Raw genomic sequence first — 12,064 nt, 5'->3', positions numbered from 1 at the left:
CCCCTGCTCACTGTTAGAGCATTGCTCCCCCTATAAAGGATTAAGCATTGATTTGCAGCACGATTTTGCCCCGGACATGACCGCCCTGACTCAATTCCTGAGCTTGACGGGCTTCAGACAAAGAAAACGTCTGAGCAACAATCGTCTTAACCTGCCCGGAATCAAGTAAACTAGCAATTTCCTCTAGCAGCGAGGTCGAGGGTTTCATATTCATCATCTCTGCACGGATACCTCGTTCTTCAGCTTTTTCAGCATTGGGGGGAGCGGCAGTTGAAACCAGAATGCCACCCGGCTTCACCACTGAATAAGACCGCGCTTGTGTGTCACCGCCTAACGTATCTAGAACTACATCAACATTCTCAACAACTTGTTCAAAGGGTGTGGCGTTGTAGTCAATCACTTGATCTGCACCCAGAGATTGAACAAATTCTACATTCGCAGCTGAGGCAGTTCCAATGACGTGCGCTCCTTTCCATTTAGCAAATTGCACTGCGAACATGCCAACTCCGCCCGATGCAGCATGAATTAGTATGGTTTGACCTGGCTTGAGATCAGCATGATCAAACAGCCCTTGATAGGCAGTCATTGATACCATCGGCACTGATGCCGCTTCCACAAAATCGAGCGTCTTAGGTTTGAGCGCGATCGCATCTTGTGGAGCCGTTGCGAACTGGGCATAAGCTCCCATTCCTAATTCGCCATAAACTTCTTGACCGACTTGGAACGCTTTGACATCCGCGCCGATCGCTTCCACAATGCCTGCGACATCCATTCCAGGCGTAAATGGCAAAGGCATTGGAAAAAATTCTTTCATGTAGCCTGCCCGGATTTTCCAATCGAGCGGATTGACTGCGGCAGCCTGAACTCTAATTAGTACTTCATTCGGTTGTGGTTCGGGTTGTGCGATCTCTTCTAGCGTCAGCACGTCTGACTCGCCATAGTTATGAACGCGGATTGCTTGTATCATATTACTCATCCAGATTGTTATAGTGTGTCAAAAATGATCCAATCCTGAATCCCTTGGGTTTTCAAAACGGTTTGAGCTTGTTGAAGTTCATCGTTCGTTCCCTCAAGGACTATCAAATACTGTCCTTGTGCTAACCGCTCGTTGTAAAGCTTGACTTGCTCATCTGGAATGTTCGTGCCGATCGCGGCTCCGAGTAAGCCGCCTGCTACAGCTCCATAAAACGCTCCAGTCGCCAGTCCCACCGAAGCAGCTCTTGCTCCAGCCAAGACGATCGAGCTAATGCCTGGAATCGCTAAGGTTACTAGTCCACCTCCTAAAAAGCCGATAATACTGCCCCAACTTCCAGCATCTAATGCACCATGCTCGATCCGCTCGATCGTGCGATCGCGGACAAATTTAGCTTCAGACTGTACAGTTGCCTCTGTTGCTTTAAGCGTCACATCTTCTGAGTTGACGTGTTGAGCAACAACTGAAACTTTGTTCATCGGAAAATCAGCCGCTTTAAGTTGATCAAGGGCTGACTCAGTGTGTTGGCGATCAGGAAATATCCCAGCTGCATTTTTATGTTCTAGCGCCATATTTAATGTCCTGGTTGAAAGTTTGCGTAGGCACAGCCCGCCGCAGGCATCGCAAGCCCAATTAATGCTTATGAATTACTTTTCGAGGTAAGGAAATCAGTAAGCAAAAAACCTCCTTGGGTTTACTGATTACTGTTAGTTATATTAAAGCTAAATGCGGAGCAAGGATGGCATCAGAGTGTAATTAACTTTATGGTTAATCTTTTAGCTCGATTAGTGGCTTACACTTACCAAGAGAAGAAACCTTCTCTAGATATCGACCCAAAAGATTTACCCAGGACTTACGCAAAATCATGATAAGACGAACCGCAAAGGACGCAAAGGACACAAAGGAATAAGAGTTTCAGAGAGTTCTTGCGTAAGTCCTGTTACCTACTCTGTCTGCGGCTGCCTTTTACAACTATTTTCAAGTAAATAAGACCACATCTGTCTAGGGGCGCAAGGCCTTGCGCCCCTAGACAGATGTGGTTCAAATACTTGAATTCTGCTGTAACTTCCTCGGACTCACACTCACGTTAAGAAAGAAAATTTCGTGTGGTGTTTTACCGTTCATTCATACCACCCTTCGGGTGACGCTCGTTCCGACGCTCCTACGTCGCTACCGCTTTTCTTTTCTATGAGACGCTGCGCGAAGGCTCCGCCTACGCAATGACAGACTTTGGATCATTTCATTTATTGGAACACTTTTATGTTGTGAAAGCCATCCACCGGACTGCCTCACCAGTCGCACAGAATTCAATTTCTTTTTCTGGCGACTGATGCCTTTATTCTTTGTTAATTACGAATTATGCTGACTGTTTGCGCCAATTGTGTTTTTTAAGCTTTGTTTGCCAAGACTCCATGTAGGTGTAGAAAACGGGCGTTAAATAAAGTGTGAGAAACTGCGAGAACACTAACCCCCCAACTACTGCTAAACCAAGGGGACGGCGTGTATCTGCTCCGGCTCCCAAACCGAGGGCAATTGGTAAAGTCCCCATGAGTGCTGCCATTGTCGTCATCATAATTGGGCGGAACCTCACCAAGCAGGCTTCATAAATAGCATCATAGGGGGTTTTGCCGTTTTGACGGGCAATGATCGCAAAGTCAACCATCATGATCCCGTTTTTCTTCACAATGCCAACCAGCAGGATAATACCCACGAAGGCGTAAATATTCAAGTCAACTTTAAACAACAACAGGGTTAGCAGTGCCCCAAATCCAGCGGAGGGCAAGCTAGAAAGGATAGTCAGGGGGTGAATAAAGTTCTCGTAGAGAATCCCCAACACGATATAAATCACGAAGATGGCAACCAGCAGCAGCAGTCCTAAACCCTGAATTGATGACTGGAATGCCTGCGCTGAACTTCGGAAGCCTGTACTAATAGTTGGTGGCAGTGTTTGACGAGCAAGTTGCTCAATCTTCCCAGTGACGTTACCGAGTGACACTCCTGGCTTGAGATTAAAGGAGAAGGTGACAGAAGCAAGTTGCCCTTGATGGTTGATAGTCAAGGGGCCCACATCTTTGGTCAAAGTTGCTATAGCGTTGAGAGGTATAAGTTGTCCACTGGGGGCACGAACTGATAGTAAATCTAGAGCATTGGAATTTTGCTGATATTTTGGTTCCACGCCCATAATTACTTGGTACTGGTTATCGGGGGCGTAGATGGTGGAAACTTGGCGAGTGCCATAGGCATTACTCAGGGCAGTTTCGATTTGATTGGCGGTTAAACCTAGAGCCGAAGCTTGGTCGCGGTTGATGTTTACTTTTACTTGCGGATTCTTGATTTGCAAATCGCTGTTGACATCTTGTAAATCTGAGAGCGATCGCAGTTTTTCTTCTAAAAGTGGAGCGTACTGGTAAAGTTCCTGAATATTGGGTGTTTGCAGAGTAAATTGATACTGCGCTTTCGTCTGTTGTCCACCGACATTGATGGCTGGGGGATTTTGCAAGAAAACTTTGATTCCAGGCACACCTGACAACTTAGGTCGGAGTTCTTGGACAACTTCATCAGCACTGAGACGGCCTTCATGACGGGGCTTGAGTTCGATTAAAATTCTTCCAGAGTTGGCAGAAGCATTTGGGCCACCAGCCCCGACGCTGGAGTTGATGGAATCGACATTCGGATCACGGTAAGCGATCGCAGCTATTGCCTGTTGATGTTTTACCATCTCATCAAAGGATATATCCTCTGATGCCTGAGTAGTTGCAGTGATTTGTCCAACATCTGCGTTGGGAACAAACCCTTTAGGCACAATTATAAATAGATACACTGTCGCTACAAGAATCGCTCCCGAAATCACCATCGTTGTGCGGTGATACTTGAGTGATTTCTTCAAACTCCAATCGTATCCGCCTAATATCACATTAAAAACGTTTTCTGAAAAGTTGTAGAGACGACGGTTAAAATTTTGGATTTTGGATTTTAGACTTTGGCGTGAGCGCTCAGTCGAACGATTTTGAATTTTGGATTGGGAATTGAGAATTTCTCCCTCATCTCCCTCATCTTCCCCTGCAACGCCAGCAACGCCAGCTCCCTCACTCTCCGGTTCATGATGAGGTGGACTCAAGAATCTGGAACACAGCATTGGCGTCAAGCTGAGGGAAATTACGCCAGATACCAAGATTGCAACGCTAATAGTAACAGCGAACTCACGGAACAGTCGTCCCAGAATGCCTTCCATGAACAGTATAGGGATAAATACTGCTACTAAGGAAATGGTCATAGACAAAATTGTGAAACCAATTTCTCTAGAACCATTTAGGGCTGCTTCCATCCGGCTTTCGCCCATCTCCATGTGGCGGACAATGTTCTCCAGCATGACTACAGCATCATCAACCACGAAACCCACTGAAAGGGTTAACGCCATCAGCGATAGGTTATCGAGCGAGAAGCCCAATAGCACCATCACCGCAAAAGTCGCTACTATCGAAAGCGGTACTGCCAAACTGGGAATGAGTGTAGCAGAGATATTGCGGAGAAACAGAAAGATTACCAGCACCACCAAGGCAATGGTGAGCAACAGCGTGAATTGTACATCATCCACCGACTCACGAATTGACTGGGAGCGATCGTAGAGAATATCTACGTTCACAGCCGCCGGAATCTGTGTCCGAAAGCTGGGTAGCAGTTTCTTGATAGCATCCACTACTTGAACAGTATTAGTTCCCGGTTGGCGCTGAATTGCCAGAACGATCGCCCGGACGCCAGAATTTTGGATTTTAGATTTTGGATTTTGCGAAAAGTTGCCAGGAGGGTTTCCCTCCGTAGCAAACTTTTCAAGACGGATTGAGGATTTTTCCTCTGCTCCTTGCTCCTTACTCTCCTTCTTGACAGGAAAATACCAGCTTGCTATCTTGTCATTTTCCACACTGTCCAGGACTTGACCCAATTCTCCTAGCTGCACTGGTGCGCCGTTCTGATAAGCCACACTTAGGGAGCGATAGCTGGCAGCATCGTTGAGTTGACCGTTTGCTTGGATGGTAGAATTCTGCTGCTTCCCGTAAAGTGTCCCGGTGGGCAGATTGACATTTCCGTTAGCGATCGCATCAGCTACTTCATCAATTCCTATTCCCTTAACACTCAGTGATTCCGGGTCAAGCTGAATCCGTACCGCGTACTTTTGGGAGCCGTACACCTGCACTTGCGCCACTCCATCCACCATTGACAGGCGTTGTGCCAGCAATGTCTCAGCATACTTGTCTACAGTTGACAGAGGCAGAATAGATGAATTCAGGGAGATGTAAAGGACTGGCTGATCCGCCGGATTCACCTTTCGGTAAGATGGCGGATTAGGCATATTCGTGGGCAACTGCCTCGCTGCCTTAGAAATAGCAGACTGTACATCTTGTGCTGCCCCGTCTATATCCCGATTCAGGTCAAATTGCAGCGTAATCTGGGCACTACCCAAAGAGCTGCTAGAGTTCATTGAACTCACTCCCGCTATACTAGAAAACTGCTGCTCTAAAGGAGTTGCTACCGAGGCAGCCATCGTTTCTGGACTAGCTCCGGGCAGATTAGCTGTTACCTGAAGTGTTGGATAATCCACATTGGGCAGATCGCTAACGGGTAGCTGTTGGTAACTGATCAGCCCAAATATCAAAATGCCAACCATAACTAGAGTTGTCATGATTGGACGCCGGATGAATAGCTCGGAAATGTTCATTGCGCTCCCTGCCTCTTGCTTCCTACTTCCGGTTTCACTTGGACTATGGCACCAGCCACTAGGTTGAATTGTCCATCAGTAACTACTTGCTCACCTGATTTCAACCCTTGCGTGATCACTGTTTCGTTCTTAACGGTGTCACCGACGCTAATTGGACGCATTTCTGCTGTTTTGTCGGGTTTGACTACATATACAAACTGCCCCTGCTGTCCACTCTGTACCGCCTGAGAAGGAACAGTAATAGCATTTGGTTCTTCGCTCAGTTTGAGGACTACATTGACAAACTGCCCTGGAAAAAGTCGCTCGTCAGCGTTGGCAAAAGTACCCTTAAGTTGAATCGTACCTGTTTGGGTATTGACTCCACTATCAACAAAGGTGAGTTCGCCTCGTACTGGATGCCCTGCATCTTTAGGAGGTAAAGCATCGACTTCTAACTTGCCATTATTAGCACTGTATTTTTTGATGTCTGGCAGCAGTCGCTGGGGAATGGAAAAGTTGACGTAAATCGGGCGGATTTGGCTGATTGTAATCAGCGAATCATCGGCATTTGCAGCATTTGCCTTGACTAAGTTGCCTTGAGTTAGCTTCAAGCTACCCGTGCGTCCAGCAATTGGTGCGTAGATGGAACTGTAGGAAAGCTGAACTTTGGCATTGTCGATCGCAGCTTCATCTGATGCTACTGCTGCCAAGGCATTTTGTACATCTGCTTGGGCTGCCGCCACCCCTGCCTGAGCATTTGCTACTCCACCTTGATCTGCCTTCACCGTCGCCTGTTGAGCATCAGCAGTAGTCTGGTACTGTTGGGCCTGTTCTTTACTGATTGCCCCTTGCTTGAGCAAACGAGTATAACGTTGAGCTTGCACATCTGCATTTGTTGCCTGCGCCTTATCTTTGACTACATTCGCTTTTGCTTGGTTCACATCGGCAATGGATTTGAGCACATTTGCCTGTGCCTGTTTCACCAGCGCTAAATCTTTGGCTTTGGCAGCATTAGCTTGCATCAGCGCGGCTTGTAGAGGGCGGGAATCAATTTTAAATAACAAGTCTCCTTTGTTAACGTTCTGTCCTTGCTGAAAATATACGCCAGTAAGTTGTCCGCCCACCTGAGACTTGACAGATACCGTGGAATATGCATCTACTGTTCCCGTAGCCGATAGTTGGATTGGAATCATTTTTTGAGTCGCAGTGGCAACCACAACTGGCACAGCTCGTTTTTTTCCTGCTTCTTTTTTACTAGATTCGGCTTCGGAAGCATTACAGGCACTACACAAGTAGGCCAGACTTAATATAAGTAGCGAGAACCGCCCTCTTTGAATAATGCTTTGAAAACGAGGAACAATTTGAGCAGCCAAGGACGAAGGCTTTGTCGTCTCAACAGGGGCTAAACAGCGCATATCAACAATCTGGGGGAAAGGGGAAAGCACAGACACGTACTAGCTTGTCGTTAGACATCGCATTTTCCGCAAAATGGTTGGTTGCGATTAATTCTAATTAGAGAAGCATAATATTAGTTAATATAAACATTAGTGTACTAATAATTTATTGTTTAGCCTACCCCTTTTGGAGAGAAATTGTTGTTAAACTCTTGTGACTTTAGTACTAAGCCATTGTGACTTTAGTACTAAGCCGTTGTGACTTTATTTGTATTATGTTGCAAAAATTGTTTGAGAACAAATGGAATAGCCTAAGCAACAACTTTATTTTACGAAAGCGATCGCTGTTTGTCGTTAAGCCAAAATGAATATTTTGACTAAGACATTCAACAGAAGCGATCGCCTACGGCGGTAAACTACGCCCTCAACTGAAATTTAAGCAGCACAAAAAATCGGGGCAGGTTGTAAACCCGCCCCGATCGCTTCTGATATACTGCGCCCAACGGCTGTTGCTACAGGTTTTAAACTATTAACTAGATGCACCATATCTTCTAAAGAAAGTGCTTGACGGGCATCAGAAACAGATTTTTCTGGTTCTGGGTGACATTCAATAATTAATCCATCTGCACCGCAAGCGATCGCAGCCCTAGCCACAGGTGCTACCAGTTCCCGTTTACCGACGGCATGGGAAGGATCTACAATCACAGGCAGATGAGTTATTTGCTTGAGTGCTGCCACTGCCCCTAAATCCAGGACATTGCGAGTGTAATCATCGAAACTGCGGATACCGCGTTCGCACAACACCACATCAGGATTACCGTGGCTGAGGATATATTCAGCAGCCATGACGAATTCTTCAATTGTCGCTGCTAAACCACGCTTGAGTAGTATTGGCTTACCAGCTTGTCCTAAAGCTTTGAGCAAGTCAAAGTTTTGCATATTGCGACTACCAACTTGAAGCATATCAGCGTGAGCGGCGACTACTTCAATTTGAGAAATTGACATCACCTCGGTGACAACTGGCATATTGTAATGCGCTCGCACCCTTGCCAAAATCTCTAATCCTGACTCTCCCATACCCTGGAAAGCGTAGGGAGATGTACGGGGTTTGTAGACACCGCCACGCAACGCCTGCACGGATGCAGTAGATAGCTTTTGGGCGACTATCTCCATTTGTTCTAAGCTTTCAACGGTGCAGGGGCCGCCGATAATTACCAGTTCTTTGCCCCCGAAAGCGACTTTTTCTGAAAGTTTAACAATTGTCTGATGGTTCGGATGGGATTGTGTGGCAAGTTTGGCATTAATCATGGTTCATTCTCCTAAAAAATTAAGTATTGGGCACTATTCCCCGATCACAAAAAAGCCCAGAACCTTTGAGGAGTTCCGGGCGCGTTCTGATTCATTGGCATGACGCTATTTACCCGGAATTTATTCTGGGCCAAAAGTAAAAGCCATAAAACCAGCTACTGAAATAAGTCATGACGATGAAATTCTCCTTAAAAAAACAAAAACCGCAGAGTTAGCTCTGCGGTTCACCGGGCGGTTTCCGTTAGGAAACTCGATTCACTCCCGGTGAACCACCCTAAACCAAAAATAAAAATAGGAATTTGTGTTAAGCATTTGCGGGGCTTTTGCTGGAAAGTTAAAGAACTACACCTATGTAGGGTAACATTAACAGAAAGAGTCGGCGGTGTCAAGACCCCCATAAACCATAAAAAAGCGATAGACTCAGTACAACTGTGGGAGTCAAGACTATTGACATGTTCACGCCCGCTGAAGCCACGGTGATTCCAACTTCACAGACGCGAGTTTTCTGGTTCTACAAGTCGGTTTACTTGGGTATCGTTGCCGTTACCCAAGCAGAGGTCATCCACTTAAGAGACATTAATTCCCGTATGCCCTACGGTACTCAATCCAATACGAAGAATATTCACCGCAGCATTATGATTCACGATCTAAAACCGTTCCACAGAAACAGGCGTGAGTCCTAGTGCTTAGACGGATTGAGAAGTTAAAATATATAATTCTCCTGACTTGTCACCTCACCTTGCAAAAGCTGATTGCAGACAATTGACAATCACCATACATTATTCTTACCCAAGTCCTCATTGACCAGATTAACTTTTTAGGATCATCAGTTTCATTATGCCCAGTTCCAAAATCTTAGCCCAATCTTTCGACTATTATGGAGTTTACCCCTGCCCAGTCTGTCGGATAGGTAAGATTTCTCATATGCCATTAATGGAAGCTATGGCTTGTGACTTTTGCCAAGAGATTTTTACAGTCAACCTAGAACTACAACAAATCAAAATGCCTTCTAGGCAACCACCCTTAGTTTGGCGTTGGAATGGGTTTAGTTGGACAGAAGCTCAGTTGGAAGGTATGGAATTAGGTTGGGGTTATGGAGTAGCAGCAGCAGCTTTTGTAATTCTTCCCACTACTTTAATTGGCATAGTAGCTTACTATTTTCCTGCTAATCTCAAGGAACCCATTACCTGGATGCCATATATTTGGACTATATTAACTTTCTTATCACATTTATCAATTATTGTTTGGATTTTTATTGAAGTCTATCAGATTCCAGTTGCAGCATATTTGAGAGCGATCGCTCGATGGAGAAATGGGGAAATGGAGAGATGAGGGAGTGGGGAGGCTGGCGTTGCTGGCGTTGCAGAGGGGAACTTGTAGTAAGTCTTTCTGCTTTGCCCCTTTGCTGCTTTATCTCTTGTGCCCCATGACGCCAGTCGCCTCTTTTAAGGGAGACGTTGCGCGTAGCAAGATCTCCGTAGGGGTACAAGTCGGGAAACCCTTGAGGCTCGATTACTCGCTACTGCTACGCTAACGGCAGTGGTTCCCCAATGCCCCATAATCAATGACATAATGATTCAGCGGATATATCGACTCCATAACTCATAATTAAGTTGATTGTCCACCAAAATATCGTATGAGCGATCTGGAGCAGTACTATAGAATTTTGGAATTAGAGCCTGGGGCAACACTTGACGAAGTGAACCAGGCTTACAAAGATTTAGTCTTTGTTTGGCATCCCGATCGCATTCCCAAAGACAATCTCCGTTTACAGCAGAAAGCACAAGACAAGCTGAAAGCTATAAATGAAGCTCGTGAAAAGTTGCGCTCTCTAAAAACCAAACCTCAAACCACGCTTAACTCACCGCCACCTGAACCACAAAAACCATTTCAAACAACCCAGCAACCACCAAAGAAAAGCTCAGACTTGAGTGGCAAAGACTACAGTCGGGCAAATTTGAGCAATAAAGACTTATCTGGCAGAAATCTAAGTTATGCCAATTTGAGTGGTGCTAATCTCAGTGATACTTTTATGCACAAAGTCAACCTCAGAGGTGCGAATTTATCTGAAGCAAATTTATTTCGGGCAAACTTACTTTTAGCGGATCTGCGGGAGGCGAACTTACGTGCTGCTAATTTGATTGGAGCGGATCTCAGTGGGGCCGACTTGCGGGGAGCCGACTTGACAGGAGCGCGGATTCGCTCTGGTGAGCGTCTTCTGGTTAAACTAATTGGTACTAACTTAGCTGGGGCAATTATGCCTGATGGTGCAATTTACCAATAACTGAGGTTGCGGCAAAACACAGAATTGATGTGACACTTGAGGGTGCGGAATGTGGGATATATTCCTGGTGTATTCCATACCGAACTCTTAATACACCCGCAATTAATGCAATCGTACTTGTCAGCAGCTTCCGGTAGCTTGCAATTATAGGCAACACGCCTACCCCTACTCGCCTATGAACAATAACGGTGTTAGGATATCTTTCACCAGCGGAATCTGACTTATGAAATTAGTTTGCTCCCAAAGCGATCTTAGTACAAACCTCTCACTCGTCAGTCGTGCAGTACCTTCACGACCAACTCATCCTGTACTTGCCAATGTGCTGCTACAAGCGGATGCTCAAACTAACCAGGTAAGCTTAACAGCCTTTGATCTCAGCTTGGGAATCCGCACCAGCTTTAACGCTGAGGTATGGCAAGGAGGTGCGATCGCACTTCCTGCTAAGTTACTTGTAGACATCACCTCTCGTCTTCCAGAAGGCGAAATCACTCTAGATGATGAATCAGCCCTCACAGGTGCAACATCCGGTGGAGAAGGTTTAATTGTCACACTCACACCCAAGAGTGGACATTACCAAGTCCGAGCAATGGGGCCTGAAGAATTTCCGGAACTACCTGTAATTGAAAATACAGAAGTAATCCATCTCACCACCACCGCATTAATTGAGGGATTACGGGGTTCATTGTTTGCTACTAGTGCTGATGAAACCAAGCAAGTACTGACTGGAGTGCATTTAACAGTTAAACAAGATACCCTAGAATTTGCAGCTACCGATGGACATCGCCTAGCAGTGGTAGAAACTAGCAACGAGCGTCCTCTAGGCGGAACTAGTCAACTAGAAGTGACAGTACCAGCTAGAGCATTACGCGAACTCCAACGAATGCTAGCTCATAGCGCCTCATCAGATGAACCTGTAGCTTTATATTTCGATCAAGGTCAAGTTGTATTTTCATGGCAAAATCAACGCTTGACTAGTCGCACATTAGAAGGGCAATATCCTGCCTATCGACAACTAATCCCGCGCCAATTTGAGCGACAAATTACAATTGAACGGCGACAATTTGTAAGCACTTTGGAGCGGATTGCTGTATTAGCTGATCAGAAAAATAATATTGTCAAAGTCAGTATTGATAACGAAGCTCAAGAAATTACCTTATCTTGTGAAGCTCAAGATGTGGGAAGTGGTAGAGAATCAATGCCGGCCCAGATTTCTGGAGAGAATATAGAAATTGCTTTTAACATTAAATATTTGATGGAAGGCTTGAAAGAGTTACCATCTTCCGAAATTCAAATGTATTTGAATCAAAGTCTAACTCCAGTTATTTTTACACCATTGAGTGGTTTGAAAATGACCTATTTAGCTATGCCTGTGCAACTTAGAAGTTAATCGAACTTATACCAATTTTATGTTG

Annotated in this window: 8 protein-coding genes; 3 read left to right on the top strand and 5 right to left on the bottom strand. The window is 45.5% G+C overall.

Going from position 1 to position 12,064, the window contains the following annotated elements; all coding sequences use genetic code 11:
- Positions 1–40: 40 nt before the first annotated feature.
- The 5 genes from Q0541_RS08465 to aroF form a co-directional block, all read right to left on the bottom strand.
- A complete protein-coding gene (locus tag Q0541_RS08465) occupies positions 41–967 on the bottom strand; it encodes an NADP-dependent oxidoreductase (RefSeq protein WP_298908202.1) in 927 nt (308 codons plus the stop codon).
- 17 nt (positions 968–984) lie between these two features.
- Complete coding sequence (locus Q0541_RS08460) at positions 985–1,545, bottom strand: DUF1269 domain-containing protein (RefSeq protein WP_298908199.1); 561 nt, start codon at positions 1,543–1,545, stop codon at positions 985–987.
- Between the two features lie 785 nt (positions 1,546–2,330).
- Complete coding sequence (locus tag Q0541_RS08455) at positions 2,331–5,687, bottom strand: efflux RND transporter permease subunit (protein WP_298908196.1); 3,357 nt, start codon at positions 5,685–5,687, stop codon at positions 2,331–2,333.
- Positions 5,684–7,111, bottom strand: a complete 1,428-nt coding sequence (locus Q0541_RS08450) for an efflux RND transporter periplasmic adaptor subunit (RefSeq protein WP_298908193.1) — start codon at positions 7,109–7,111, stop codon at positions 5,684–5,686. Before Q0541_RS08450 ends, Q0541_RS08455 begins: the two co-directional genes overlap by 4 nt.
- Positions 7,112–7,495: 384 nt before the next feature.
- Positions 7,496–8,368, bottom strand: coding sequence for a 3-deoxy-7-phosphoheptulonate synthase (gene aroF / locus Q0541_RS08445; protein ID WP_298908190.1), 873 nt, complete (start codon positions 8,366–8,368; stop codon positions 7,496–7,498).
- An 837-nt stretch (positions 8,369–9,205) separates the two neighbouring features.
- Here aroF and Q0541_RS08440 point away from each other — a divergent pair.
- The 3 genes from Q0541_RS08440 (at position 9,206) to dnaN (ending at position 12,039) form a co-directional block, all read left to right on the top strand.
- Positions 9,206–9,700 (top strand): hypothetical protein, encoded by a 495-nt coding sequence (locus tag Q0541_RS08440; protein WP_298908187.1) that lies wholly within the window; start codon positions 9,206–9,208, stop codon positions 9,698–9,700.
- A 304-nt stretch (positions 9,701–10,004) separates the two neighbouring features.
- Positions 10,005–10,652, top strand: coding sequence for a pentapeptide repeat-containing protein (locus Q0541_RS08435; RefSeq protein ID WP_298908183.1), 648 nt, complete (start codon positions 10,005–10,007; stop codon positions 10,650–10,652).
- Positions 10,653–10,875: 223 nt separating this feature from the next.
- On the top strand, positions 10,876–12,039 hold the full coding sequence (gene dnaN / locus Q0541_RS08430) for a DNA polymerase III subunit beta (protein ID WP_298908180.1): 1,164 nt from the start codon (positions 10,876–10,878) through the stop codon (positions 12,037–12,039).
- The last annotated feature ends 25 nt before the right edge of the window (positions 12,040–12,064 follow it).

It is taken from the genome of uncultured Nostoc sp., from assembly GCF_937863485.1.
Lineage (GTDB): Bacteria > Cyanobacteriota > Cyanobacteriia > Cyanobacteriales > Nostocaceae > Nostoc.
Note: the sequence above shows the minus strand (reverse complement) of the source record. Positions and strands in the feature narration are given on the sequence as shown.

Bases quoted from the DNA above. Each gene is read 5' to 3' on its own strand.
- Q0541_RS08460 (WP_298908199.1), bottom strand. From the start codon at position 1,545: ATGGCGCTAGAACATAAAAATGCAGCTGGGATATTTCCTGATCGCCAA.
- Q0541_RS08435 (WP_298908183.1), top strand. From the start codon at position 10,005: ATGAGCGATCTGGAGCAGTACTATAGAATTTTGGAATTAGAGCCTGGG.
- Q0541_RS08465 (WP_298908202.1), bottom strand. From the start codon at position 967: ATGATACAAGCAATCCGCGTTCATAACTATGGCGAGTCAGACGTGCTG.
- aroF (WP_298908190.1), bottom strand. From the start codon at position 8,368: ATGATTAATGCCAAACTTGCCACACAATCCCATCCGAACCATCAGACA.
- Q0541_RS08455 (WP_298908196.1), bottom strand. From the start codon at position 5,687: ATGAACATTTCCGAGCTATTCATCCGGCGTCCAATCATGACAACTCTA.
- Q0541_RS08440 (WP_298908187.1), top strand. From the start codon at position 9,206: ATGCCCAGTTCCAAAATCTTAGCCCAATCTTTCGACTATTATGGAGTT.
- dnaN (WP_298908180.1), top strand. From the start codon at position 10,876: ATGAAATTAGTTTGCTCCCAAAGCGATCTTAGTACAAACCTCTCACTC.